Raw genomic sequence first — 24,698 nt, forward strand, 5'->3', positions numbered from 1 at the left:
TCAGTTTTGCCTGTCTTGTAGCCTGTCGCCTGCGTGTTACACGGCCACCGTGCGCGTGTCATTCCCATTTTCCGCCATCGTCGGTCAGGACGAGATGAAATTGTCGTTGCTGGTCACCGCGGTCGATGCGCGGATCGGCGGCGTGATGGTGTTCGGCGATCGCGGCACCGGCAAATCGACCGCCGTGCGCGCGCTGGCGGCCTTGCTGCCGCCCATTCCGGCAGCGAGCGCGGGCTATCAGGATGGCTCCCCGCGCAAGGGCAACGTCGCCGTCCCGTTCGTCGATCTGCCCTTGGGCGCGACCGAAGACCGCGTGGTCGGGGCGCTCGATCTGGAACGCGCCTTGGGATCGGGGATCAAGGCGTTCGAGCCCGGGCTGCTCGCGCGCGCCAATGGCGGGTTTCTGTATATCGATGAGGTCAATCTGCTCGAGGATCATATCGTCGATCTGTTGCTCGACGTCGCCGCATCGGGCGAAAATGTCGTCGAGCGCGAAGGGCTGAGCGTGCGCCATCCCGCGCGGTTCGTGCTGGTCGGCAGCGGCAATCCCGAGGAAGGCGAACTCCGTCCGCAATTGCTCGACCGGTTCGGGCTGTCGGTCGAGGTGCGCACGCCGCAGGATTTGAATCAGCGGGTGGAAATCCTGAAGCGCTGCGACGCGTTCGAGCGCAGCCCCGAAGACTTCGCCGCGACATGGCGGCGGGCCGAGCGCAAGACCTTGAAGCGGATCGCCCGCGCACGCGAAGCCCTGCCGGCGCTGGCCTTGTCCGAAGACGTGCTGGCCTATGCCGCGCGGCTGTGCATCGCGGTCGGGGCCGACGGACTGCGCGGTGAACTGACACTGATGCGCGCCGCCCGCGCGCTGGCGGCACTGGACGATGCTCCTGTCGTGACAGCACAGCACATCGCCAGGATCGCGCCGATGGCGTTGCGCCACCGTTTGCGCCGCAATGTCCTCGACGAAACGGGATCGACCGTCAGGATCGAGCGAGCGCTGCAGGAACTGGCGGCGTGAGTGAAGCGGGCGGGGGATCGCCCGATGTTCTTGCCGATGCACGGATCGCCGCCCAACTGTGCGCGATCGACCCTGGATTGGGCGGCTTGGTGCTGCGTGGCGGCGGATCACTGCGTGACAGGGTGATGGCCGAACTCATCGCCCATTTGCCCGAAGGCGCACCGGTGCGGCGGATGCCGGGGCATATCGACGACGAACGGTTGCTGGGCGGAATCGACCTGACCGCGACGCTGGCACGCGGCGCGGCGGTGTCGCGGACCGGGCTGCTGGCCGAAGCCGATGGTGGTGTGGTCATTGTGCCGATGGCCGAACGCCTGTCCGATGCCATTGCGGCGCGGATCGCGGCGGTGATCGATACGGGCCAGATCGTCGTCGAGCGCGACGGCATCGCCCTGCGCGGCGAAACGCGGTTCATCGTCGTGGCGCTGGACGACGGCGTCGAGCCCGATGAGCGCCCGCCGACGGCACTGGCCGAGCGATTGGCGTTCTGGATCGACTTGTCTGACGCGAGGTCGCCGATTTCGGGCGCGACGCTCTCACTGGAAAGCGACGATGCCGACGCGCTGCCGGAGGCCCGATCGGCGGCCATGCTGGCACCGATCGGCTGGGTGTCCGAGCCTCCCGATGAAGCCCTGACCGCCATCGCCGCGACTGCCGCCGCGCTTGGCATCGACTCCGCGCGCGCGCCGATCTTCGCCTTGCGGGCTGCGCGGGCAGCGGCCGTTCTCGCGGGTCGCGAGGCGATCATCGAGGCGGATATCGTGCTGGCCGTGCGCCTGATCCTGTCTCCGCGCGCGACGCAATTGCCGATGGCGCCGGACGACCAGCAGCCCGAGCCGCCACCAGCCGAGCCGCCCCCGCCCGAAAGCGACGGCGGGGCCGACGAGCAAACCGAGCCCGCTCCGCTGGAGGATGTCGTGCTCGCCGCCGCGATGGCCGCGTTGCCGAAGGACATGCTCGCCCGGATCGCGGGGTTGGGCAGCCGGAGGGGAGCTTCGCCGCGCGCTGCCGTAGCGGGTGAACGCCGCAAATCGGGCGCGCGTGGCCGCCCGATGGGCACGCGCGCGGGCGTTCCGGGCGGAGGGTTGCGGCTCAGCCTGATCGACACTTTGCGGGCCGCCGCGCCGTGGCAGCGGCTGCGCGGAGGCGGCGCGCGGATCAGGATCGGCCGCGACGATTTGCGCATCCGGCGGTTCGAGACGCGCGCGCAGGTGGTGACGATCTTCGCGGTCGATGCCTCGGGATCGTCGGCACTGGCTCGCCTTGCCGAAGCGAAGGGCGCGGTCGAATTGCTGCTCGCCGAAGCCTATGTGAAGCGGGCCGAGGTTGCTCTGGTCGCGTTCCGGGGGACGGCCGCCGAGCTGCTGTTGCCACCGACGCGGTCTCTGACCCGCGCCCGCCGTGCTTTGGCCGAGTTGCCGGGCGGTGGCGGGACGCCGTTGGCCGCCGGGCTGAACGCCGCGCGCGCGCTGGCGGAAACGGCCCGCGGGCGTGGCCGGACCCCGTTCATCGTCGTCCTGACCGACGGACGCGCCAACATCGCCGCCGATGGAACCGCGGTGCGCGCCGCCGCCGAAGCCGATGCCAGCGCCGCCGCTGCGCAGATCGGCGCAGCCGGGATTGCCAGCGCGTTTCTCGACATTTCGGCGCGCCCGCGACCGGAAGGTGCGGCGCTCGCTCTGGCCATGCGCGCGCGATACTTGCCGTTGCCGCGCGCCGACGCTGCCGCGATGCATGCCGCAGTCCGTTCGGCGCAAGCGGCATGACCACCGCGCCGCGCTGGGCGGTCGAGGGACGCAACTGGCCCAATCGCGAGCACAGCCGCTTTGTCATGAGCGGCGGCCTCCGGTGGCATGTTCAGGAGTTCGCGTCGCAACGTCAGGGCGCCCCGACGCTGCTGCTGCTTCACGGCACCGGCGCGGCAACCCACAGCTGGCGTGCTCTCGGACCGCGACTTGCGGAGCACTTCAGTATCATCGCGCCGGACCTGCCGGGGCATGGCTTCACGACCGGGCGAGCGAATGGCGGCTTGTCGATGACGGGCATGGCGCGGGCGGTCAGCGGGTTGATGCAGACGTTGGCGGTCGAGCCACAAATGATCGCGGGGCACTCGGCAGGCGCGGCGATCGCTGTGCGGATGACCGTCGAGGGGCTGGCGGCGCCCCAGGCTATCATCGGCCTCAGTGCGGCGTTGCTGCCGTTCCCCGGTCTGGCGGCAAAGCTGTTCCCGGTTCTGGCGCGCGCCTTGTTCGTCAACCCGATCGCGCCGCATATCTTCGCCCGCATGGCGCGTACTCCGGGTGAGACAGCACGGTTCCTCGCGCGGAGCACCGGGTCGCAGATCGATGCGGCGGGCATCGCCTGTTACGAAGCGTTGTTCGCGACGTCCGGGCAATGCGCCGGCGCGCTGACAATGATGGCCGAGTGGGATCTGGCCGCGTTGGAACGAAAACTCGCGCAACTCGCGACGCCGCTATTGTTGATCCACGGCGAAAACGATGCCGCGATCCCGATCGCCAATGCGCGCCAGGCCGCCGCGATCGTGAGCGATGGCCGGCTGACGGCTCTGCCCGGGCTCGGCCACCTCGCGCATGAGGAACAACCGGATCAGGTCGCGGCGCTGATCGAGTCATTCTGGAGTAAGCGACGATGAACGACCATATCTTCGGGATGCTCGATATGGGGCTCGTCGGGGTTGCCGTGCTCGGGCTCGCCATCTGGCAGCTTGTCTCGATCCACCGGGAAAGCGCGCGAGACAAAAAAGCCGCGCCGCCACCCGAAGCGCCCGAAGATTCGTGATCAGCGGCGAGTCACCAAAACGCTCTGGGCATCCGGTACGGGAGCATCGACTGGACGATCGGTGAGCGAAACCGCCCGAGCGACAGGCTCTCGTGGACCGCGCACGCATCCTCGCCGAACAGGCGCGTCGACAGTGCCGAGCGCGCGTAAAACGGCGCATCGATCCACGTCTTGAGCACGCGCGGAGAATGGCCGGCATCGGCGCGGGTCGCCCGCTTGACCAGCCAGTTGCTGCGCGGGAGCGGTGCCGGCGCGGGCTGAACCATGTCGTGCCACCGTCCCTGGCGGTCGAACTTCAGCGCGAGTTCGAATGGCGAGCCATCGCGACGACGGCCTTCGTAAAGGACGGCCACATCATTGCGCAAATGCGACCGCGCCCAATGCCATTCGTCAAAATCGGCCTCCAGCGCGCGGTCGCCGAAGTTGGAGTCGAAGTATCCGTCCCCGGTCCAGCGCACGCCGGGATGGGTCATCTCGACTTCGACGCGCGCGCGCGGTGCGACGGGGTGCCAGCGGTGATGCCCGTCGGGGTCGAGCGCAAAGGCGGTCGTACCGATCATTTCCGGGCTAACCCGCACCGTTCCGCGCACCTTGTAGGGCAAGGGTGCCGAGATTTCGGCAATATCGATGACCAAGGTATCGCCGTCCCAACGCATCGCGCTGGGCCCCACCGAAAAGCTGTCGGCATCGCGGCTGACGCGGTGGGCGGGTCGCTCGGTCATTGCCCAGGCCTTGCCGCGCGGGCCGGTCAGCGAGACGTTGATGGCGCAATGATTGTCGGGCCGCGCGCGGCCGGTGAGTTTGTAATAAGGCGAAAACACGCTGCCGATGAACCCGATGATGGTCAGGCCATAGGCGCCGTCATCGCTGGTCGCGTCGACATACCACCAGGCATAGCCATCGGCTGCGACCGCGACGTCGAAGCGCGGTCCCTGAGCAGGCAGGCGGCGGCTAAGCGGCCGGATAGCGCCGCCATCGGGACGCCCGCGCCGGGATGGGTGCTCCCGCCCGCGCAATAAAGCCCAGGGATCCGAGTCCGGCTGCCCTGGCGGCGGAAGGAGGCCGCCCACCCGTGCGAGGCCGGTCCATAAAGGGCTCCACCCGTCGACGGAAACATCGCTTCGAAATCGACCGGTGTGGTCAGCACCGCCGATGGCCCCAGATCGAGCGAAAGTCCCGCCCGCGAAACCGCTTCCAGCATCCGCAACCTGCATGTCTCGATCTCCGCTGGAGTGAAATTGGCGCTGTCCCCGACGGGCGGCGCATTGACGATAATCTGGACGCGTTCGTGCTGCTCCGGCGCGCGGGCCGTGTCGTCGCGATCCTGCGCACAGACATACACGCTCGGTGCCTGGGCGAGACGTCCTGCCGACAGCGCGGCAAATTCTGCGGGGTAATCGTCCGAGAAAAACACGTTGTGGCGAGCGAGGGGAAAGCCCTCTGCTTGGACATTGGCAGTCCAAACCATCGCGCTCAGCGAGCGGCGGGCTGGTGGCGCGGATGCCACCGCACCGCGCGTCGCCTCGCCGAACTGTCCACCAGCGATGGCGGCAGGATCGGCGTTGCAGATCACCGAATTTGCCGCGATCCGCTCCCCGCTGGCGAGTATCACACCGGCGGCGCGTCCGCGTTCGACCAAAATCTCGCGCACCGGCGCTTGGTAGCGGAAGCGCGCGCCCATCTTGCTGCCAAGCGCTTCGAGCGCGCTGGCCAGCCGGTGCATCCCGCCATCGATCAACCACACCCCGCTCGCCTCGACATGCGCGATGAGCATCAACGTGGCAGGGCATCGGAACGGCGACGACCCCGAATAGGTCGCATAGCGTCCGAACAGCTGGCGCAGGCGCGGGTCGTTGAAATACCCGCCCAACGCGCGCCACAGCGAGGAATAGGGCCGCAAATTGAACCAGTCGGCGAACCCGCGCGCGCCCATCCGCCACCCGAGCGTGAATGGGTCGGTCTTGGTATCGCGCAGGAACGGCCGGTCGAGCGCATCGAACAGCCGCTTGGCCTCGGCGCGAAAGGCGCGATAGCCGCGCGCCTCCGCCGCTCCGGCAAACGCGCCGATCGCCGCCTCGCTCGCGGTGGGGTCGGCAAACAGATCGAGCCGCGCGTCGCCCCACGCATGGCGTGCCAGCAACGTTGCCGGCTGCATCGTCAGATAGTCGGTCAGGTCTTCGCCGCACGCGGCGAAGATGTCTTCGAACACGTCGCGCATCGTGAAGACCGTCGGGCCCCCATCGATAGCGGCGTCGTCAACGCCAATGGTCCGGAGTTTTCCGCCCGGGCTGGACAGGGCTTCCACGACGGTGACATCGCGACCGTGCGCTGCCAGCAACGCCGCGCTGGTCAATCCGCCAATCCCTGCGCCGATGATCACGACGCGCCCCTCCGTCATTCCGGCCGTCCTCCCATTGACGCTTGGCTATCATGTGTCCACGATTCTGGACACATGAATTCGTCCAGCGGAAATGATTTCGGTTTGCGCGGGCGATGGATCGCCTGGCGCAACCGATTGCTGTCGTCGCCGCGGTTTCAACGGTTTGCAGTGCGCTTTCCCCTGACCCGGCCGATCGCCCGGACACGCGCGCGCGACCTGTTCGATCTGGTTGCCGGATTTACCTATTCGCAGACACTTGCGGCCTGTGTGGCGACAGGTTTGCTAGAACGGCTTGCCGACGGTCCGCAAACGACCGAGTCGGTGGCGCGCCAGATCGATCTGCCGAGAGCGGGGGCAGAGCGGTTGTTGCGCGCCGCACGCGCGTTGGGACTGGTCGAGTCGCTCGGTGCCGCCTGGGCCTTGGGCAGCGCGGGCGCGGCGCTACTGGGCAATCGTGGCATCGCCGAAATGATCGCGCACCATCATTTGCTGTATGCCGATTTGGGCGATCCGGTGGCGCTGTTACGGCGCGGTGGCGGGGGCGGCGCCTTGTCGGGCCACTGGCGTTATGCCGAGTCGGCGGGGGAGGGCGATGGCACTGACGTCGCGGCCTATTCCGCACTTATGGCGGCGTCACAACCGCTGATCGCCCAGCAGGTATTGGACGCTTATCCGTTTCGGAAGCACCGGCGGTTGCTCGATGTCGGTGGCGGGGAGGGGGCGTTTCTAGCTGCCGTGGCGCAGCGTGCTCCAGCGCTGGAGCTTGGCCTGTTCGATCTTCCAGCGGTCGGCGCCCGCGCCTCGGCACGCTTCGACTCGGCAGGGATATCGGCACGGACACACGTGTATGGCGGCAGTTTTCTCACGGATCCGCTGCCACCGGGTTATGACGCGATCACACTGATCCGCGTGCTCCACGATCATGACGATGCACCGGCGTTGCACGTGTTGCGTGCGGTGCATGCGGCGCTGCCGCCAGGGGGCAAGCTGGTCATCGCGGAGCCGATGGCCGGAACGCCGGGGGCAAAGCGCAGCGGCGATGCCTATTTCGGCCTTTATTTGTTGGCGATGGGTTCGGGGCGACCCAGAACTCCCCGCGAGATCAAGGCGATGTTGCGCGCGGCCGGTTTTGCCAAATCCAGCCTCGTCGCGACGGCGTTGCCGCTCACGACGCGTGTAATCGTCGGTACGCGATGAGCATGTGTCCAGATCGGTTGACAATATAAAGTGTCTATCTAAAACGACACACAGGGCGCAACAATTAGGGGCGCCCCGGGGATGGCGTGTATGGATTCAGTCGCGGTCATATTGGAGGCGCCGGAGCAGCTCTCACTGCGGCCGCTGACGCTGAATCCGATGACCGCCAGCGATGTCGCCGTCGAAATCGACTGGAGCGGGATCAGCTCGGGTACCGAGAAATTACTGTGGACCGGCCGCATGCCGAGTTTTCCCGGCATGGGTTATCCGCTGGTGCCGGGATACGAATCGGTCGGCCGGATCGTTGACGCGGGCAGCGATGTTCGCGGACGGGTTGGTGAGTGGGTCTTCGTCCCGGGTGCCAGTTGCTATCGCGACGCGCGCGGCCTGTTCGGCGGCACCGCGCGCCGCGTTATCATTCCGTCGGCGAAGGCCATGCCGATCCCCGAAGCGTTGGGCCGCGACGGCATTCTGACCGCGCTTGCCGCGACCGCCTATCACGCGATTGCCGCTGGCCCGGCGCCCGAACTGATCGTCGGTTATGGCATTCTTGGCCGCCTGCTCGCGCGGATCGTGGTGGCCACGGGCGCGCCGGCGCCGACGGTGTGGGAAACCAATCCCGCGCGCCGCATGGACGCCGGTGACATGGTGCTGGCCCCCGAAGACGACCAGCGCCGCGATTACCGCGTGATTTGCGATGCCAGCGGCGCGGGCGACATTCTCGACGTCTTGATGCCGCGACTCGCCAGGGGCGGCGAGATTGTGCTCGCCGGATTTTACGATCGTCTGTCCTTCGCCTTCCCGCCCGCCTTCATGCGCGAGGCGCGTTTGCGGATCGCGGCGGAATTCACGCCGGACGATGTCGCAGCCACCACCGCGTTGATCGTCAGCGGGGCGCTGAAGCTCGACGGGCTGATCAGCCATGCGCGGCCCGCGAGCGAGGCGGCGGAGGCCTATCCGCAGGCCTTTACCGATCCGGAATGCCTAAAAATGGTCCTCGACTGGAGCGCGATATGAGTTTGCATGACCCGATATCGCTGCGCGACGAAGCGCATGAAGAACCCGATCCGGTGCACACCGGCCCGATCACCAAAGAAACGCAGATCATCGCAATTTATGGCAAGGGCGGCAGCGGCAAGTCGTTCGCCCTCGCCAATCTCAGCTACATGATGGCGCAGCAGGGCAAGCGCGTGCTGCTGATCGGTTGCGATCCCAAATCGGACACGACCAGCTTGTTGTTCGGTGGCCGCTCGACCCCCACCATCATCGAGACGAGCTCGCGCAAGAAACTCGCCGGCGAGGAAATCGGCATCGAGGATGTGTGTTTTCAACGCGACGGCGTGTTCGCGATGGAGCTGGGCGGACCCGAGGTCGGTCGCGGCTGCGGCGGACGCGGCATCATTCACGGTTTCGAGACGCTGGAGAAATTGGGCTTCCACGAATGGGGCTTCGATTACGTCCTGCTCGATTTCCTCGGCGACGTGGTCTGCGGCGGGTTCGGCCTGCCGATCGCCCGCGACATGTGCCAGAAAGTGATCGTCGTCGCATCGAACGACCTGCAATCGCTTTATGTCGCCAACAACGTCTGCAAGGCCGTCGAATATTTCCGCAAGATGGGCGGCAATGTCGGTGTCGCCGGCATGATCATCAACAAGGATGACGGCACCGGCGAGGCACAGGCTTTTGCCGAAGCCGTCGGCATTCCCGCCTTGTGCGCGATCCCCGCGAACGAGGATATTCGCAAGAAATCGGCGAATTACCAGATCATCGGCAAACCCGGTGGCCAATGGGCGAGCCTGTTCGAAGAACTGGCGGTCAACGTCGCCGAAGCGCCGCCGCTGCAACCCAAGCCGCTCGATCAGGACGGCCTGCTCGGCCTGTTCAGCGCCGACATCACCGGTGCGAATTTCGAACTGAAACCGGCGCATCAGTCGGACATGCGCGGCGTCGCCTACGTCCCCAAGCCGACCCTCGAAGTCGTGTACGACCTGGTCTGATCGGTGGAACTGGACACCCTTCCCCGCGATCGCGACCGGATCGACCTCGGTGCCCCGGGCGCAGCGGCGGGTGCCTGTTCCTCGAACGACACGATGCGCGACGCGGCGGCCAAGGCGGGCAAGTCCGAAATACTCGATCGCTACGCCGCCGATTATCCGAAGGGCCCGCACGACCAGCCGCAATCAATGTGTCCGGCATTCGGCAGCTTGCGTGTCGGCCTGCGGATGCGTCGCACCGCGACGGTCCTGTCGGGATCGGCGTGCTGCGTTTACGGCCTGACCTTCACCTCGCATTTCTACGGCGCGAAACGCAGCGTCGGCTACGTCCCGTTCAGTTCCGAAACGCTGGTCACCGGCAAGCTGTTCGAGGACATCAAGGAAGCGGTCGAAGGACTCGCCGATCCGGCACTGTACGACACGATCGTCGTGACCAATTTGTGCGTGCCGACCGCGTCTGGTGTGCCCCTGCAATTGCTGCCCGCGCAGATCAACGGCGTGCGCATCATCGGCATCGACGTGCCGGGCTTCGGTATCCCGACGCATGCCGAGGCCAAGGATGTCCTGGCCGGCGCGATGCTGTCCTATGCGCGCAAGGAGGCCGAGCAGGGCCCGGTTGCCGCGCCCAAGGAGCGCACCGACCGGCCGACGGTCACGTTGCTGGGCGAAATGTTCCCCGCCGACCCGCCGGGCATCGGACTGATGCTCGAGCCCTTGGGTCTCGCCGCCGGTCCGGTGGTTCCGACGCGCGAGTGGCGCGAGCTGTATCAGGCACTCGACTGCGCCGTCGTCGGAGCGATCCATCCATTCTACACCGCCAGCGTCCGTGAATTCGAAGCGGCTGGGCGCACCGTGGTCGGCTCGGCGCCGGTGGGGCGCGACGGCACCGCCGCCTGGCTCGATGCGATCGGCAAGGCGTGCGGTATCGCCCAGGACAAGATCGACGCGTCGAAGAACAAATTCCTCCCCGCGATCGCCGGGGCGCTCGCCGCCAAGCCGATCAAGGGCCGGATCACGGTGTCGGGCTATGAGGGTTCGGAACTGCTCGTCGCCCGGTTGTTGATCGAAAGCGGCGCGGAGGTGCCTTATGTCGGCACCGCCTGCCCGCGCACGGTGTGGTCGGATCCCGACCGCGAGTGGCTCGAGGCGCATGGCTGCCGTGTCCAATATCGCGCGAGCCTGGAGCAGGACATTGCCGCGATCGGCGAGTTCGGCCCCGACCTCGCCATCGGCACCACCCCGGTGGTCCAGCATGCCAAGCAAAAGGCGATCCCGTCGCTTTACTTCACCAATTTGATCTCGGCACGGCCGCTGATGGGGCCGGCCGGGGCGGGCAGTCTGGCGATGGTTGTCAACGCCGCGCTCGCCAATCAGCACCGCTTCGACAAGATGAAGGCGTTCTTCGAAGGCGTCGGCACCGGCCCGACCGCCGGCGTGTGGGAAAACACGCCGGTCGACCGCCCCGAATATAAAGCCAAGTTTGCCGCCAAGCGTATCGCCGCCGCCAAGGCGGAAGAGCATATCGGCACATGACGCTGATCATCGATCACGATCGCGCTGGCGGTTATTGGGGTGCGGTCTACGCCTTCACGGCGATCAAGGGGCTGCAGGTCATCATCGATGGCCCGGTCGGTTGCGAAAACCTGCCGGTCACGTCGGTGCTGCATTACACCGACGGTCTGCCGCCGCACGAATTGCCGATCGTTGTGACCGGCCTTGGCGAACAGGAGCTTGGTCGCGACGGCACCGAGGGCGCGATGCGGCGTGCCTGGTCGACGCTCGATCCCGACCTGCCGTCGGTCGTCGTCACCGGCTCGATTTCCGAGATGATCGGCGGCGGCGTGACGCCCGAGGGCACCAACATCCAACGCTTCCTGCCGCGCACGATCGACGAGGATCAGTGGCAGTCGGGCGACCGCGCCTTGACCTGGCTGTGGACGCAATTCGGGCCGAAAAAAGTGCCCGCGCTGCGGCCGCTGCGCGATGGCGAAAAGCCCAAGGTTAACATCATCGGGCCGATGTACGGCACATTCAACATGCCGTCCGACCTCGCCGAAATCCGGCGGCTGATCGAAGGCATCGGCGCCGATGTCGGCATGGTGTTCCCGCTCGGCAGCCATTTGGCCGACGTCAAGAAGCTGGCCGACGCGCGGGTCAATGTCTGCATGTACCGCGAATTCGGCCGCGGCCTGTGCGAGGCGCTGGAGCGGCCTTATGTGCAGGCGCCGATCGGTCTCGAATCGACGACGCTGTTCCTGCGCAAGCTGGGCGAATTGACCGGGCTCGACCCCGAACCGTTCATCGAACGCGAGAAACACACCACGATCAAGCCGCTCTGGGATTTGTGGCGGTCGGTGACGCAGGATTTCTTCGGCACGGCGAGCTTCGGCATCGTCGCCACCGAAACCTATGCGCGCGGTATCCGCAATTTCCTCGAAAACGACATGGGCTTGCCCTGCAACTTCGCGTTCCAGCGATCGGCGGGGATCAAACCCGATAATATCGCGGTGCGCGACGCGATCCGCGACAATCCGCCTTTGGTCCTGTTCGGCAGCTTCAACGAGCGGATGTACATGGCCGAAGCCGGCGGCCGGGGCGTCTATATCCCGGCCAGCTTCCCCGGTGCGGTGATCCGTCGTCATACCGGCACGCCGTTCATGGGCTATGCCGGTGCGACGTATCTGGTGCAGGAAGTGTGCAACGCGTTGTTCGACGCGCTCTTCCACATCCTCCCGCTGGCCAGTCAGCTCGACAAGGCCGAGGCGACCCCGGCGCGGATCGACCGTCAGCTGCTTTGGGAAGATGACGCCAAGTCCGAACTCGACGCGGTCGTCGAGCGCGAGCCGGTCCTCGTTCGCATCTCGGTCGCCAAGCGCATCCGCGACGCCGCCGAAAGCGCCGCGCGCCGAGCCGGCGAACCATCCATCTCCGCCGAGCGCCTGGCGCTGGCGATCACCGAAAGCCGCGGACAATGACCGCTGGCATGCTTTACCGTCCGCAGGCGCTTCACAGCGCGCGGACTCACCAGATCTACGCGGGCAATACGCCCACGCGGATGCCGCCGGGGAGCGCGCTGCACGCTCCTTTCCTCGTCGGGAACAAAGGAGACGTGACGTGAACGAAGTACGAGAGAGAGATGAGAGGATGGGGCCGGGAAGTTATCTGACCCCCGAAGAGGCGAAAGAATTCCACAAGATCTTCATGACCAGCTTCATTATTTTCACGCTGGTTGCGGTCGGTGCCCACGTCCTGGTGTGGATGTGGCGTCCCTGGCTCTGATCTGAGCGGATAAAATACTTTAGTTGTTAAAGGGAAGGATCCACCATGTGGAGAATTTGGCTCATATTTGACCCGCGGCGCGCACTCGTCGCGTTGTTCATATTCCTGTTTGTGCTGGCACTGCTGATTCACTTCATCCTGCTGAGCACGGACAAGTTCAACTGGCTCGACGGTCCGCGGACTGCGCCTCATGCGGCCGTGACCACGACCACGCCTTCGCCATAGATTTAGCGAGGGGCATGACGTTGCGAGTGGGTGTGGCTCGATCCGTGTGACGGGTCCGCCCACTCCAGGGTCACATAAATTACTGAAATACGGACTGCCGGTGACGGCAGCCGGGAGGGTGACATGGCGCTGCTAAGCTTCGAACGAAAATATCGGGTCAGGGGGGGTACTCTGATCGGCGGTGACCTGTTCGATTTCTGGTTCGGTCCGTTTTATGTCGGCTTTTTCGGCGTCACCACGGCAATCTCCGCCGCGCTGGGTACAGCGCTCATCTTCTATGCCGCCTCGCTGGGGCATACTTGGAATCCTTGGCTGATCAGCATCGCGCCGCCGGACCTCAGCTATGGTCTGAGCCTCGCGCCGCTGCGTGACGGTGGCTTCTGGCAGATCATCACGATCTGCGCGATCGTCGCGTTCACCTCCTGGGCGTTGCGCGAGGTCGAAATCTGCCGAAAGCTGGGCATGGGGTATCACATCCCGTTCGCTTACGGCTTTGCGATTTTCGCCTATGTCAGCCTCGAGGTCATCCGGCCCTGGCTGCTTGGCGCGTGGGGCTTTGGCTTCCCTTACGGGATTTTCAGCCATTTGGATTGGGTGTCGAACACCGGCTACCAATACCTCCACTTCCACTACAATCCCGCGCACATGATCGCCGTGAGCTTTTTCTTCGTCACGGGGGGCGCGCTCGCCTTCCACGGCGCGCTGGTCCTGTCGGCGGTCAATCCGGCCCCCGGCGAAGCGGTCAAGACGCCCGAATATGAAGACGCCTTCTTCCGCGACACGATCGGTTATTCGATCGGCACGCTGGGCATTCACCGCCTGGGCCTGTTCCTCGCGTTGTCGGCGGGCTTCTGGAGTGCCGTCTGCATCATCATTTCCGGGCCGCTATGGACACGCGGCTGGCCCGAATGGTGGACGTGGTGGCTCAATCTGCCGATCTGGTCTTGAGGGGGAGATAGGCAATGGTGCGCTATCAGAACATGTTCACCCAAATTCAGTTGCGCGGCCCGCTCGAGGCTGGCCCGCGACTGCCCGCGAGCAGCTTCGACCGCGTTGGCGGGGGCGGCTATAATTACTGGCTCGGCAAGCTGGGCGCCGCCCAGATCGGCCCGATCTATCTCGGCAAGCTCGGCATCGCCTCATTGGTGTGCGCGTTCCTGAGCTTCGAGATCATCGGGCTGAACATGTTCGCCAGCGTCAACTGGAACCCGATCCAGTTCGTCCGCCAATTGCCATGGCTCGCGCTCGAGCCGCCGGGCCCGCAATGGGGCTTCACTCTGTTCGTGCCCTTGGCTCAGGGCGGCTGGTGGCAATTCGCCGGCTTCTTCATGTCGAGCGCGCTGATCCTGTGGTGGGTCCGCACGTTCCTGCGCGCCAAAGCACTGGGGATGGGCACGCACGTCGCCTGGGCATTCGGGGCGGGCATCTCGCTGATCCTGACCCTGGGCTTCGTCCGTCCGCTGCTGATGGGCAGCTGGGCCGAAGCGGTGCCGTTCGGCATCTTCCCGCATCTCGATTGGACCGCGGCTTTCTCGATCCGTTACGGCAATCTGTTCTACAACCCGTTCCACTGCCTTTCGATCGCGTTCCTGTACGGATCGACATTGCTGTTCGCGATGCACGGCGCGACGATCCTCGCGGTCGGCCGTTATGGCGGTGAGCGCGAGATCGAACAGATCACTGATCGCGGCACCGCCGCCGAGCGCGCGGCCTTGTTCTGGCGCTGGACGATGGGCTTCAACGCGACGATGGAATCGATCCACCGCTGGGCCTGGTGGTTCGCGGTGCTGACCCCGCTGACCGGCGCGATCGGCATCCTGCTGACGGGAACGGTCGTCGACAATTGGTATCTGTGGGCGGTCCAGCATCATTATGCGCCGAGCTATCCGACCACCGGGGTGATCGATCCCGCAACTCTTCCGGGAGCACCGCAATGAGGGGCACTTTCATCAGAGGCATCGTATTAGTCGGTGCGCTGGCCGGCACGTTGTTGATCAGCGGTTGCGAGATCGGCCCCAAGCGCAGCCAGCAAACCGGATATCGCGGTGCCGGCCTGCAACAGGTCGTCGACGTGAAGCATCAGGCGAAGGCGGCGGTGATCCCCGCCGCGCCATATCCGTTGCCCGCCGACGGCGGTCCGACCGCCGCGCAAACCTATAAGAACGTCAAGGTTCTGGGCGACGTCAGCACCGAACGCTTCAACCATCTGATGGCCGAGATTTCACAGTGGGTCGCGCCGCCCGAACAGGGCTGCAACTACTGCCATAATCCCGAAAACATGGCGTCCGACGAAAAATATACCAAAGTCGTCGCGCGTCGCATGATTCAGATGACGCAGAACATCAATTCGCGCTGGTCGACCCACGTTCAACAGACCGGCGTGACCTGTTACACCTGCCATCGCGGCAATGCGGTGCCGACTTACAAATGGGCATTGTCCGAAGGCACGCCCGAGGCGAACACCATTCGCGGCAACAAGCGTGGCCAGAATACGCCGGACGCCAATGTCGGCTACGCCTCGCTGCCCTATGATCCCTTCGCGCAATATCTGAACGGCAACGCCGCCATTCGCGTCGTGGGCAACAACGCCTTCCCGACGGGCAAGGGGCCGTCGGTCAAGGATGCCGAATCGTCCTATGGGCTGATGATGCACATCAGCACGTCGCTGGGTGTGTCGTGCGTCTATTGCCACAATTCGCAGTCGTTCCGCTCCTGGAACCTCAGCCGGCCACAGCGCGCGACGGCTTATTACGGCATCCGCATGGTCCGGGACATCAACGAGCAATATATCAGCTCGCTGCAATCGGTCTTCCCGCCCATCCGCAAGGGACCGCATGGCGATCCGTACAAGGTCAATTGCATGACCTGCCACCAGGGCTTGTCCAAGCCGCTGGGCGGGGTCAGCATGATTGCCCAGGCGCCGGCACTGAAAGGGACGAAGGCCCCGGCGGCGCCGACGGCGGGCAGCAAGGATGCGGTCCCCGCCGCGTTCAATGCGCCGGTGGCGATGACAGCCAAGACCAAGTGAAACGGTTCCGCGCCGCCATGACCGGCGGCGCGGACCTTCGCGCCTCAGTGCGCGGGACGACCGGGCGATGATCGACAGCCATCCGCTGCGCGCGGCGCTGTCGGAGGAAATGCATCTTCGGCGGTTGCCGCGCTTTTCGGCCCCGTGCCGGTTGGTGCAGATCGTGTCGCTGCTCGGGGAGGGTGACGAAGCCCGCGCGCGCGATCACATCCACGCACTGGCGGCCACCGCGCGCGTCGTCGTGCCGCTGTCCAGTCGCTACGGCGTCCTCGAATTCGACGACATCACCCTGGTGTGGGAACGGCATACCGAATTCACGACCTACACCTTGCTGCGGCCCGGCGCGTTCGACACGCCGTTCGATCCCGCGCGGTTCGATCCGGTGCTGGACCGCATCTATGACGGCATGCCCGGCGCGATCATCCGCGCGACGCAGATCGCGGTCGCCAAGGGCGATCCTGAGGATCCGACGCCGGAGTTCCGCGAAAAATGGTTCGACGTCGATGCGATGATCGTGTGCGACGTCGCCGACGATGCCGCACGGGTGGCGTCCGATTTCCGGCTGCAGTCCGACGGCTACGGCCGGTTGATGGTGCTCGATCGCGACCTGCGCGGGGACGAACCGGCGCATCTGATCCTGCGCCTTCAGGAACTCGGCAATTACCGCAACATGGCGCTGCTCGGCCTGCCGCTCGCGCAACGCCTGACGCCCGTGGTGACCCAGCTCGAAGCGCGGCTGGCCGAGCTGACCCATGCGGTGTCGGAGCGCACGTCGGAGGACGACCAGCTGCTCGACGAATTGACCTATTTGTCCGCGGAACTGGCACGGCTGGTGGCGGAGACGCGTTACCGGATGAGCGCCACGCGGGCTTACGCGCAATTGAGCGCCGAACGCCTCGCCAGCCTGCATGTCGCGCGTGTCCGCGGGCACCAGACGCTCGCCGACTTTACCGAGCGGCGCCTGATGCCCGCCGTGCGAACCTGCGACTCCTTCTCCGCGCGCCTCGAGGATTTGTCGCAGCGCGCGGCGTGGACCAGCGAGTTGTTGCGCACCCGCATCGACATCGCCCTCGCCAAACAGAATCGCGACCTGCTGACATCGATGGACCGGCGCACCGATCTGCAACTGCGCCTGCAACAAACCGTCGAAGGTTTGTCGGTCGTGGCGATCAGCTATTATCTGGTGGCGTTGATCGGCTACCTGTCCGGCGCGCTGCCCGGTGTGCGGCACGATTGGGTGATGGCGGCGGCGGTGCCGGTGGTGTTGCTGATCGTGACCGTATCGCTCATTCGTTTGCGGCGGCGGTTGCACGACTAGTCACTTCTTCACGATGTGACCGCATCAGCAATCGGCCCGGTCGCCGTGCGTCGCCGCCGCACGGAACCCGCGGCGCGCAAAGCGGTTGAGCGTCAATGCTGGCACGCCTGTTTCCACCGCGCATGACGCAATGGCTCGGACCATTGGTGATCGCGGCATTGGGGGCATTGCTGATCGCCACGATCGTGGTCGTCAGCGGGATCGTCGATCTGTCGGCGGCCAAGCCGCACCCCGAAGGCTGGGCGCGGTTCCTGCATTTCACGTTCGACCGATCGACCGCGTTTCACGCCGGACCACCGCCTCCCGGCGATCTCGACTCGCCGATCCGCGTCGCCGCCGGTGCCGCCTATTACGGACAGGTTTGCGCGCGCTGTCATGGCGGGCCGGGCTTCGGTCAAAATCCCGTCGTCCTGTCGATGCACCCCCGGCCGCAATATCTCGCCACCGACTTGCCGATCGCGAGTTTCTCGTCGCGTCAGCTGTTTCGCGTCGTCAAGGCCGGTGTGAAGTACAGCGCGATGCCGTCCTGGCCCGCCGACCGCCGCGACGACGAGATCTGGCAGCTCGTCGCATTCCTGCGCGCGCTGCCAAAGATGTCGCCGGACGCGTTCCGCCAGCTTGCCGTGGTTTCGCCAGGCCAGGCTGAGGCTGCCGTGCCGTTCGGGAACACCGTCGCGCCGCGAACATATGCCCTGCGCAACGATCACGAGCAGCCGGTCGCCGTTTATAAATATGCGACACCCGCGTTCGGCTTTTCGGGATACGCGTTGAGCGCCAATCCCGTCGCAACGTGCGCGCAGTGCCACGGCGTCAACGGCACGGGCGGCGGTGCGTTTCCAAACCTGACCATCCAGACCGGCGATTATCTGGCGCGAACGCTGGCCGCCTATGCCGAGGGTCGCCGGCGCAGCGGGTTCATGCAGATGGTGGCGACCGAATTGTCGCCGGCGCAGATCACCGCCCTCGCACAATATTATGCCTCGTTGCCGCGTCGTTCGAGTAAAGCCGGCGCGCCTGCGCCACTGCTCGGGCAACAGATCGCCTTGCAGGGTGTGCCTGCGGCGGGGTTGGCGCCGTGCGCCTCGTGTCATGGCGTGACCCGCTCGGCGGTCAAGGCGTTTCCGCTGCTCGAGGGGCAGCAGCCATGGTACCTGGCCAATCAAATGCGCGTATTCCGTAGCGGCGGTCGCGGATCGATCGTCGGCGACAAGCTCAAGGATCCGATGGTGGCGATCGCCAAGAAGCTCAGTGATGGCCAAATCGAAGCGGTCGCGGCCTATTATGCCGCGCAACCGCCCGCGACGGTGCAGAGTTTCGCCGCCGTCGAGCCGAAACGCTAGCGTTGGCCGAAGCAAAAGACACCGCCGAGGATCGCCCCGCAGACCTCGAACCGCGCGAGCGCGTGGCGGTCGAAAAGCGCAAGTCGCCCAGCGCGCGTGTGGTCCACGAGGTCATCCGGCAGGAAGGGGTAGACGAACTCGAACGCCCGACATCGTCCCTCCTGTGGTCGGGCGCCGCGGCCGGCGTGGTCATCTGGCTGTCGGTCATCACGCAAGCCGCCCTGATGCTGAAATTACCGGAGTCCCCTTGGTCCCCGGCAATCATTTCGTTCGGCTACAGCGTCGGATTCGTCGTCGTCATTCTCGGCCGAATGCAGCTGTTCACCGAAAGCACGATCGTCGCCGTCCTGCCATTGGCAACCGCGCCGAGCTGGGCAAGTCTTGGGCGAACGCTGCGGTTATGGGCTCTGGTATTCGGCGCGAATGTCGCCGGGACGTTCGCGGTCGCGCTGCTGATACCGCATGGCGAGATCGTGACTCCGCAGATGCTGGCGGCGATGATCGAAGTTGCACGGCATGGCACCGAAGGCTCAGCGCGCGAAGTGTTTGCGCGCGGCATTCCGGCCGGGTTCGTTCTCGCGACGATCGCCTGGTTGCTGCCGAATGCCCGTGGGCAGCAATTGTGGGTGGTGACGCTGCTGACTTACGTCATCGCAATTGCCGGGTTCAGCCATGTCGTCGCGGGATCGGCCGAGGCATGGTTGCTGGCGACGACCGGCAATACCAGCTTTGTAGCAGCCGTGTTCGGATTCATTCTGCCCGCGCTGGCCGGCAACATCATCGGCGGCAGCGGCTTGTTCGCCGCCTTGGCTCACGCTCAGGTCAGGTCGGAATTGTAGCTCCGGACTACGCGGCCAGTTCCTGTCGCGCCAAGGCGCATTGCGACCAGATCTCGCTGATCGCCTCGACCAGCCGGTCGATGTCGCCATCGGTGTGGACGGGCGATGGCGTGATCCGCAACCGCTCGGTCCCCTTGGGCACGGTCGGGTAATTGATCGGCTGAACATAGATGCCGTGATTGTCCATCAACCAGTCGCTGATCATCTTCGCGTGATGCGCGTCGCCGACCATCACCGGGATGATATGGCTGGGATTGTTGAGGTGCGGAATACCCAGTGCATCGAGCCGTTGCCGCACGATCTTCACGCGATTCTGGTGACGCACGCGTTCGATCTGGCTTTCTTTCAAATGCCGGATCGACGCCGTCGCGCCGGCGGCAACCGCCGGCGGGAGGGCCGTTGAAAAGATGAAACCACTCGCGAAGCTGCGGACGAAGTCGCACAGATTCTTCGACGCCGTAATATACCCACCCATGACGCCGAACGCCTTCCCCAGCGTCCCTTCGATCACGTCGATCCGGTCCATCAGGCCCAATTCTTCGGCCACACCGCCGCCGCGCGGGCCATACAGCCCGACCGCATGGACTTCGTCGATATAGGTCAGCGCGCCGTGCTTTTCGCACACGTCGAGAATCTCGGCGATCGGCGCGATGTCGCCGTCCATCGAGTAGACGCTTTCGAATGCGACCAGTTTCGCGCGGCCCGGCGCGACCTGCGACAGCAATTCATCGAGATGCGCGACATCGTTATGCCGCCAGCGGTGGCATTCGGCGCGGCTGTGACGAATGCCTTCGATCATCGAGGCGTGGTTGAGCGCGTCGGACAGCACGACGCAATCGGGCAGGCGCGAGGCGAGGGTGGAGAGCGCCGCCCAGTTCGACACATAGCCAGAGGTGAAGATCAGCGCCGCTTCCTTGCCGTGGAGGTCGGCGAGTTCGGCTTCGAGCAGGACATGCTGGTGATTGGTGCCCGAAATGTTGCGCGTGCCGCCCGCGCCCGCGCCGCAGCGATCGAGCGCTTCATGCATCGCGTCGAGCACCTTGGGATGCTGGCCCATGCCGAGATAGTCGTTCGAACACCATACGGTGACGTCCTGAACCTGGCCTTCCGCCGTCCAGCGCTTGGCGCGCGGGAAGCTGCCGGCCTGGCGCTCGAGCTCGGCGAAGACGCGGTAATTGCCCGCTTCACGGAGTCCGTCGAGCTGCTCAGAGAACACCAACTCGTAATTCATTACGCTCTCCCCACCACTCATTCGTACTTGGCGGGCTCTGCCGCCGTCTTGTCATTGATTGCCCAGCGAAACATCTTAGCATCCCGCAGCGGGAGAACCAGAAATAAATGCTCGACGACGCCTAAAACTGCGAGTCCGGCGATCAGCGTCGCACTTGCCGCCGCGCCGCTGCCCGCGGGGGCCGCTTCCGCGGCCAGCCACGCCCATACGGCAAGCCCGCTGCCGACCACGATCGACACCGGAAATAGCGGATTCATTCGCGCAACACGGAAATAGCTTTTGAGATAAGCGAGGTGTTCGGGAAACACTTCGTCGCTCAAATTGGGGACGCCCAGATACAGGTTGAACTTCGCCGACAACCGCAACACGAACAACAGCAGGAATGTCAGCGGTGCAGCTTGATTGGGCTGGTTCCAAGTGATTGCGAACAGCACACATGCCGTTGCGGCAATGGCCAATTCGTGATGGATCACCGTGGCCGTCGCCGCTTTGAAACGCGGCCAGCCGGTCGCGCCGACGGGACAAGGCTCTTTGCTGCCACCCGCCACGATCCCCATGAGGAAGCTCATTTCATGCCAGCCCCAGATCAGGATGGCGGCACCGAACCCGACATAGGCACCGCTCGCACTCCGGTCGTCGGCATAGAACCACACCGCGATTGTCGCCGCGATCGCGATGACCCCGCACACCGCCAAGCTGTTCTTGAACGTGTGGCGCGGGCGGCTGTCCAGCCACACCACCGCGGCGGTCCCGATGAACCACATCAACAAGGCAAACAGAAGCGGCGGAAGACTCACCAGGCCGGGACCATCCGCACCGTTGCGGGGGCTTCGTTATGCTTGACCGGAGTCAGATAGAGGCGAACGAAGTTGATCGCCGCGGCGCCGATCAGGCCGATCCGCTTGATCCCGCCAAGGACGCCACCTTGTTTGGCCGCCGCGTCGATGCCGCCCGCGATCCGCCGCATCCGCTCCAGTCCGCGCGCGAAGCGGGGACTGTCGGTATCGAGCACCACCGGAAAAACCTGGCGGGTGATTTCCGAGCAGATCGTGAAGACGCGCTGGTCGTAATCGGTCGGGTCGATGCCCAATGCCTGATGAAATGCGGGGCGGTTATGATCGCGCACATACATCGTCGCATAGACCGCGACGAGGAAGAACCGGATCCACAATTTGTTGACGCCCGACAGCAATTTCGGGTCGGTCCGCATCAGGATCGCGAACGCGTCGCCGTGGCGGAATTCGTCATTGCACCACAATTCGAACCAGTTGAAAATCGGGTGGAACCGCAGCTCAGGATGCCGCGCGAGATGGCGGAAGATGGTGATGTAGCGCGCGTAACCGATCTTCTCACTGAGATAGGTGGCGTAAAAGATGAATTTCGGACGGAAATACGTGTATTTCTTGGTCCGCGTGAGAAAGCCGAGATCGATGCCGATACCGGCGTCCTTCAGCGTGTCGTTGATGAAACCGGCATGACGGCTCTCGTCGCGGCTCATCAGTTTGAAAAGCTGTTTGATGTCGGGATTGGTCACCCGCTTGGCGATTTCGGCATACAGGATGCAGCCCGAAAATTCCGCCGTGAGCGAGCTGACGAGGAAATCGGTAAACTCTTCGCGCAATCCGTCGGGCAGGCTTTCGATGACGCCGTCAAATGCTTCGGTCCGCTTGAAGTGCAGCTTGTTCGGATCGCTCGCCATTTCGGCGATCAGCGCGTCCCATTCGCCGCGCACCGGCAACACGTCGATGCGGTCCATCGCGGCGAAATCGGTGGTGTAGAAGCGGGGCGACAAAACCGTGTCTTCGCGCGCAATGGCCATGGTTTCGCTGTCGGGCGCGGCCTTGATCGGGGTAATCGCATTCATATCGTCGTCCGATCGGTGAAGCTGACTTCGTAAAGCTCGGTCATCTCGAAATGCCCGGCGAGCTTGGTCCACAGGCGCTCGAGTGCGCCGGCGCGTTCGACTGTGGCGATACGGTCGATCACGCGGCTTTCACCAAAGCCGACTCGGATCGGCGCGCCGTGGACACGAACCCGGTCGCCGGGGCCGACGACCACGCCGTTCGCCAACTCGACATGCGCGCACAGATTTTCGTCGCTGCACTCGATTTCGACCCGGCAAGGCGTGTCGAAAGACGTGCGGCGCAAGGCGATCATGCGGCGGGCTTTGTTGCGGGCAACAAAGCGGCGAATGCGGCGCGGTTGGTCGTGCCGAAGGCGGTCAGTTCGATCGAGCGGCCAGTGGCGCTATCGGTCAGCGACAATTCGCCGTCCTGCCACAGGGTCAGGTTGAACGGCGGCGTGTCGCCGATGCCGTGTGCGCGCCGTTCGCGGGCGAGGCCGCGCATCACGCCGCGGATAAAGCCGGTCTTTTCGCCGGCATGGATGATCGCGGCGTTCTGACCGGTGCGAACATCGTCGATCACCACGGCCCCATCGGCCCGATCGAGAAAGCGCAGGTCGCGCGATGCCACCGGCGCGATATGCGCCTCGGTCCGCATCGCGGCGGGCGAGGCGGCGGGCGGGATATGCGCAATGCGAACGATGATCGTTGCGGTCAGCGCGAACAGGAACAGCGCCAGTGCCAAGTACAATGTGCCCTTTGGCAGCATGTCGGCATGGCTGTGGGTCGCGCTCATGCTGCAGCAGCTTCCGCGAAGGCCGGCACGGCGTGGGCATGCGTTTCGGGCGCAGTGACGCGTCCACCCGGGTTCATAGCGAGACACGCCTGAGCGATCATCGTCGCGACATGCTCCGCTTGTGGCAAGGCGCGCAGCATCGGCTGTGGCTTGACCAGTTTCCACGCGCGGGCATGCGGCCAAAGTGCCAGGTAACCGAGCTTGGGCGTACCGGTGATAACCAGCGGCAGATCGCCCGAGCCATCGGCGCGCGCCGCGAGATCGACCGACCCGATCATGCCGAGCGGCAGGTTAATACATTTGGGCACGGCAATGCCGATCCGCAGCACGATCCGGCGGTTGGTGAGCGTGTAGATCGTCGTCCGCGCCGAACCCCAGGCGAGCAATTGGAGCAGCCCGACACCGACGATGCCGAGCATCGCCGTCATCGCCACACCGACCAGGTCACCCGGCGATTTGACGCCTGTCACCAGCGCGCTGCCGATCGCCCAAGCGACGAGGACCGCGAAATAACCGGTGATCGCCCGGGTATGAAATGCGGTGCGGGCCAGCACGCGCCGATCCGGTGAACCCTGCCACACGATGTGCTCCCCCGGCGGGAGCATGCCCGGCAGGCCAGGAATCGGCTCAACTTCATATTCGGTCACAGAATCGGCTCCTGACGATCGGGCGTAGCGTAGAGATAGCCACCACCGAAATAGGCCTGAACACGTTCTTCTTCATAGAGCGTAATCTGGTCGATGGCACCCAAGCGCGGGACACCGGCAAACTGGCTCGCGCGGAGCGCATCGATCGTGATCTGCCGCTTCCGCCGGTCGACCTTCGCCATCATGATCGGGGCCAGCGCCGGTCCGCCCTCGCTGGCGAACTGGATATACCGGACCAGCCGGTCGGCCTTGTCGATCCACAAATCGGTCACCGTTCCGGCGACTTCGCCATCGGCACCGATCAGCGGCCAGCCGGTCACGCCCGCATCTTCGCGCGCGATGCTGTAATCGGGTGCGCTGCTGAGCGGCACGATCCGGGGATGGCCGTCCATATCGAGATCGGCATGCTTGGCGCGTTCGGCCCAGGCAGCCGGTCCGATGCCGTCGGTGAACGGATCGCCGGTCGGGACGTACGGCGAACCTGATGACCGCTCCATCCGCCGGGCGGCGATATCGACCGGCTCGCGACCCTTGGTCGGGGTGCTGACCATACCGCGGTCGAACGGCAGGCGGAACGACTTGCTCGCGCTCGTGTGCATCGGGCCACCCGCGGTTTCGACGCGGCCGGACACTTCATCCTCCAGCGGATAGCCCTCACGCCGGTCTTCGCGGCGGAGGTAAAACACCAAGCCGATGAAGAACAGGACGAACGCCCAAAATACGAGGAGGGCGACATCGATACTGGGTGTAAGTTGCGGATGCATCAT

26 protein-coding genes are annotated in these 24,698 nt (G+C 65.0%); 17 read left to right on the forward strand and 9 right to left on the reverse strand.

From position 1 onward, the window contains the following. The first annotated feature begins 49 nt into the window (after positions 1-49). The 4 genes from ACM9ME_RS00695 to ACM9ME_RS00710 are packed head-to-tail and all read left to right on the forward strand — an operon-like array spanning position 50 to position 3,814. A complete protein-coding gene (locus ACM9ME_RS00695; RefSeq protein WP_415641485.1) occupies positions 50-1,015 on the forward strand; it encodes an ATP-binding protein in 966 nt (321 codons plus the stop codon). Next, positions 1,012-2,781 (forward strand): magnesium chelatase subunit D, encoded by a 1,770-nt coding sequence (locus tag ACM9ME_RS00700; protein WP_415641486.1) that lies wholly within the window; start codon positions 1,012-1,014, stop codon positions 2,779-2,781. Before ACM9ME_RS00695 ends, ACM9ME_RS00700 begins: the two co-directional genes overlap by 4 nt. After that, on the forward strand, positions 2,778-3,668 hold the full coding sequence (gene bchO / locus ACM9ME_RS00705; RefSeq protein ID WP_415641487.1) for an alpha/beta fold hydrolase BchO: 891 nt from the start codon (positions 2,778-2,780) through the stop codon (positions 3,666-3,668). Before ACM9ME_RS00700 ends, bchO begins: the two co-directional genes overlap by 4 nt. Next, entirely contained in the window at positions 3,665-3,814 is a 150-nt protein-coding gene (locus ACM9ME_RS00710; protein ID WP_415641488.1) for a hypothetical protein, read from the forward strand. Before bchO ends, ACM9ME_RS00710 begins: the two co-directional genes overlap by 4 nt. Positions 3,815-3,825: 11 nt before the next feature. Here ACM9ME_RS00710 and ACM9ME_RS00715 read toward each other — a convergent pair whose 3' ends face one another. Both ACM9ME_RS00715 and crtD read right to left on the reverse strand, forming a co-directional pair. Then, a complete protein-coding gene (locus ACM9ME_RS00715; RefSeq protein WP_415641489.1) occupies positions 3,826-4,635 on the reverse strand; it encodes a hydratase in 810 nt (269 codons plus the stop codon). A gap of 23 nt (positions 4,636-4,658) precedes the next feature. Beyond that, positions 4,659-6,212 (reverse strand): 1-hydroxycarotenoid 3,4-desaturase CrtD, encoded by a 1,554-nt coding sequence (crtD, locus tag ACM9ME_RS00720; RefSeq protein ID WP_415641490.1) that lies wholly within the window; start codon positions 6,210-6,212, stop codon positions 4,659-4,661. Positions 6,213-6,362: 150 nt separating this feature from the next. Here crtD and ACM9ME_RS00725 point away from each other — a divergent pair, with 150 nt between their 5' ends. The 13 genes from ACM9ME_RS00725 to ACM9ME_RS00785 all read left to right on the forward strand — a co-directional run bounded on the left by ACM9ME_RS00725 (position 6,363) and on the right by ACM9ME_RS00785 (position 19,414). After that, on the forward strand, positions 6,363-7,391 hold the full coding sequence (locus ACM9ME_RS00725) for a methyltransferase (protein WP_415641491.1): 1,029 nt from the start codon (positions 6,363-6,365) through the stop codon (positions 7,389-7,391). A gap of 90 nt (positions 7,392-7,481) precedes the next feature. Further along, positions 7,482-8,408 (forward strand): chlorophyll synthesis pathway protein BchC, encoded by a 927-nt coding sequence (gene bchC, locus ACM9ME_RS00730; RefSeq protein WP_415641492.1) that lies wholly within the window; start codon positions 7,482-7,484, stop codon positions 8,406-8,408. After that, complete coding sequence (locus ACM9ME_RS00735; RefSeq protein WP_415641493.1) at positions 8,405-9,388, forward strand: chlorophyllide a reductase iron protein subunit X; 984 nt, start codon at positions 8,405-8,407, stop codon at positions 9,386-9,388. Before bchC ends, ACM9ME_RS00735 begins: the two co-directional genes overlap by 4 nt. A gap of 93 nt (positions 9,389-9,481) precedes the next feature. After that, a complete protein-coding gene (gene bchY / locus ACM9ME_RS00740) occupies positions 9,482-10,918 on the forward strand; it encodes a chlorophyllide a reductase subunit Y (protein ID WP_415641747.1) in 1,437 nt (478 codons plus the stop codon). Further along, a complete protein-coding gene (gene bchZ, locus ACM9ME_RS00745) occupies positions 10,915-12,360 on the forward strand; it encodes a chlorophyllide a reductase subunit Z (RefSeq protein WP_415641494.1) in 1,446 nt (481 codons plus the stop codon). Before bchY ends, bchZ begins: the two co-directional genes overlap by 4 nt. A 139-nt stretch (positions 12,361-12,499) precedes the next feature. Then, positions 12,500-12,664 (forward strand): light-harvesting antenna LH1, beta subunit, encoded by a 165-nt coding sequence (pufB, locus tag ACM9ME_RS00750; protein ID WP_415641495.1) that lies wholly within the window; start codon positions 12,500-12,502, stop codon positions 12,662-12,664. Between the two features lie 45 nt (positions 12,665-12,709). Next, positions 12,710-12,889 carry a light-harvesting antenna LH1, alpha subunit gene (pufA, locus tag ACM9ME_RS00755; protein WP_415641496.1) on the forward strand — a complete coding sequence of 60 codons (180 nt, stop codon included), beginning with the start codon at positions 12,710-12,712 and terminating at the stop codon, positions 12,887-12,889. Between the two features lie 123 nt (positions 12,890-13,012). After that, entirely contained in the window at positions 13,013-13,837 is an 825-nt protein-coding gene (pufL, locus tag ACM9ME_RS00760) for a photosynthetic reaction center subunit L (RefSeq protein WP_415641497.1), read from the forward strand. Between the two features lie 14 nt (positions 13,838-13,851). Then, complete coding sequence (gene pufM, locus ACM9ME_RS00765) at positions 13,852-14,826, forward strand: photosynthetic reaction center subunit M (RefSeq protein WP_415641498.1); 975 nt, start codon at positions 13,852-13,854, stop codon at positions 14,824-14,826. After that, on the forward strand, positions 14,823-15,917 hold the full coding sequence (gene pufC, locus ACM9ME_RS00770; RefSeq protein WP_415641499.1) for a photosynthetic reaction center cytochrome PufC: 1,095 nt from the start codon (positions 14,823-14,825) through the stop codon (positions 15,915-15,917). The genes pufM and pufC overlap by 4 nt, the downstream gene beginning before the upstream one ends. 67 nt (positions 15,918-15,984) lie before the next feature. Continuing rightward, the gene (locus tag ACM9ME_RS00775; RefSeq protein WP_415641500.1) at positions 15,985-17,235 is read left to right on the forward strand and encodes a DUF3422 domain-containing protein; all 1,251 of its coding nucleotides are present in this window, start codon (positions 15,985-15,987) and stop codon (positions 17,233-17,235) included. Positions 17,236-17,330: 95 nt separating this feature from the next. After that, positions 17,331-18,575 carry a c-type cytochrome gene (locus ACM9ME_RS00780; RefSeq protein ID WP_415641501.1) on the forward strand — a complete coding sequence of 415 codons (1,245 nt, stop codon included), beginning with the start codon at positions 17,331-17,333 and terminating at the stop codon, positions 18,573-18,575. Positions 18,576-18,577: 2 nt separating this feature from the next. Next, on the forward strand, positions 18,578-19,414 hold the full coding sequence (locus tag ACM9ME_RS00785; protein WP_415641502.1) for a formate/nitrite transporter family protein: 837 nt from the start codon (positions 18,578-18,580) through the stop codon (positions 19,412-19,414). A 7-nt stretch (positions 19,415-19,421) separates the two neighbouring features. Here the strand turns inward: ACM9ME_RS00785 and hemA are convergent, their stop codons facing one another. The 7 genes from hemA to puhA are packed head-to-tail and all read right to left on the reverse strand — an operon-like array spanning position 19,422 to position 24,695. Then, entirely contained in the window at positions 19,422-20,645 is a 1,224-nt protein-coding gene (gene hemA / locus ACM9ME_RS00790) for a 5-aminolevulinate synthase (RefSeq protein WP_415641503.1), read from the reverse strand. Between the two features lie 17 nt (positions 20,646-20,662). Continuing rightward, positions 20,663-21,442: a putative photosynthetic complex assembly protein PuhE gene (gene puhE, locus ACM9ME_RS00795; RefSeq protein ID WP_415641504.1), complete on the reverse strand. Its 780-nt coding sequence runs from the start codon at positions 21,440-21,442 to the stop codon at positions 20,663-20,665. Then, positions 21,439-22,509 carry a magnesium-protoporphyrin IX monomethyl ester (oxidative) cyclase gene (gene acsF, locus ACM9ME_RS00800; RefSeq protein WP_415641505.1) on the reverse strand — a complete coding sequence of 357 codons (1,071 nt, stop codon included), beginning with the start codon at positions 22,507-22,509 and terminating at the stop codon, positions 21,439-21,441. Before acsF ends, puhE begins: the two co-directional genes overlap by 4 nt. After that, a complete protein-coding gene (locus tag ACM9ME_RS00805; protein ID WP_415641506.1) occupies positions 22,506-22,802 on the reverse strand; it encodes a hypothetical protein in 297 nt (98 codons plus the stop codon). The genes acsF and ACM9ME_RS00805 overlap by 4 nt, the downstream gene beginning before the upstream one ends. Next, entirely contained in the window at positions 22,799-23,284 is a 486-nt protein-coding gene (puhC, locus tag ACM9ME_RS00810; RefSeq protein WP_415641507.1) for a photosynthetic complex assembly protein PuhC, read from the reverse strand. Before puhC ends, ACM9ME_RS00805 begins: the two co-directional genes overlap by 4 nt. Beyond that, the gene (gene puhB / locus ACM9ME_RS00815) at positions 23,281-23,931 is read right to left on the reverse strand and encodes a photosynthetic complex putative assembly protein PuhB (RefSeq protein WP_415641508.1); all 651 of its coding nucleotides are present in this window, start codon (positions 23,929-23,931) and stop codon (positions 23,281-23,283) included. Before puhB ends, puhC begins: the two co-directional genes overlap by 4 nt. Next, on the reverse strand, positions 23,928-24,695 hold the full coding sequence (gene puhA / locus ACM9ME_RS00820; RefSeq protein WP_415641509.1) for a photosynthetic reaction center subunit H: 768 nt from the start codon (positions 24,693-24,695) through the stop codon (positions 23,928-23,930). Before puhA ends, puhB begins: the two co-directional genes overlap by 4 nt. Positions 24,696-24,698: the final 3 nt, after the last annotated feature.

It is taken from the genome of Sphingomonas antarctica, assembly GCF_965137005.1.
GTDB classification, from domain to species: domain Bacteria; phylum Pseudomonadota; class Alphaproteobacteria; order Sphingomonadales; family Sphingomonadaceae; genus Sphingomonas_O; species Sphingomonas_O antarctica.

Coding starts and splice junctions, on each gene's coding strand:
- ACM9ME_RS00780 (WP_415641501.1), top strand. CDS start 17,331: ATGCTGGCACGCCTGTTTCCACCGCGCATGACGCAATGGCTCGGACCA.
- ACM9ME_RS00735 (WP_415641493.1), top strand. CDS start 8,405: ATGAGTTTGCATGACCCGATATCGCTGCGCGACGAAGCGCATGAAGAA.
- ACM9ME_RS00805 (WP_415641506.1), bottom strand. CDS start 22,802: ATGATCGCCTTGCGCCGCACGTCTTTCGACACGCCTTGCCGGGTCGAA.
- pufM (WP_415641498.1), top strand. CDS start 13,852: ATGGTGCGCTATCAGAACATGTTCACCCAAATTCAGTTGCGCGGCCCG.
- pufC (WP_415641499.1), top strand. CDS start 14,823: ATGAGGGGCACTTTCATCAGAGGCATCGTATTAGTCGGTGCGCTGGCC.
- acsF (WP_415641505.1), bottom strand. CDS start 22,509: ATGAATGCGATTACCCCGATCAAGGCCGCGCCCGACAGCGAAACCATG.
- ACM9ME_RS00775 (WP_415641500.1), top strand. CDS start 15,985: ATGATCGACAGCCATCCGCTGCGCGCGGCGCTGTCGGAGGAAATGCAT.
- ACM9ME_RS00710 (WP_415641488.1), top strand. CDS start 3,665: ATGAACGACCATATCTTCGGGATGCTCGATATGGGGCTCGTCGGGGTT.
- crtD (WP_415641490.1), bottom strand. CDS start 6,212: ATGACGGAGGGGCGCGTCGTGATCATCGGCGCAGGGATTGGCGGATTG.
- bchY (WP_415641747.1), top strand. CDS start 9,482: ATGCGCGACGCGGCGGCCAAGGCGGGCAAGTCCGAAATACTCGATCGC.
- bchO (WP_415641487.1), top strand. CDS start 2,778: ATGACCACCGCGCCGCGCTGGGCGGTCGAGGGACGCAACTGGCCCAAT.
- bchC (WP_415641492.1), top strand. CDS start 7,482: ATGGATTCAGTCGCGGTCATATTGGAGGCGCCGGAGCAGCTCTCACTG.
- pufL (WP_415641497.1), top strand. CDS start 13,013: ATGGCGCTGCTAAGCTTCGAACGAAAATATCGGGTCAGGGGGGGTACT.
- puhA (WP_415641509.1), bottom strand. CDS start 24,695: ATGCATCCGCAACTTACACCCAGTATCGATGTCGCCCTCCTCGTATTT.
- bchZ (WP_415641494.1), top strand. CDS start 10,915: ATGACGCTGATCATCGATCACGATCGCGCTGGCGGTTATTGGGGTGCG.
- hemA (WP_415641503.1), bottom strand. CDS start 20,645: ATGAATTACGAGTTGGTGTTCTCTGAGCAGCTCGACGGACTCCGTGAA.
- puhC (WP_415641507.1), bottom strand. CDS start 23,284: ATGAGCGCGACCCACAGCCATGCCGACATGCTGCCAAAGGGCACATTG.
- pufA (WP_415641496.1), top strand. CDS start 12,710: ATGTGGAGAATTTGGCTCATATTTGACCCGCGGCGCGCACTCGTCGCG.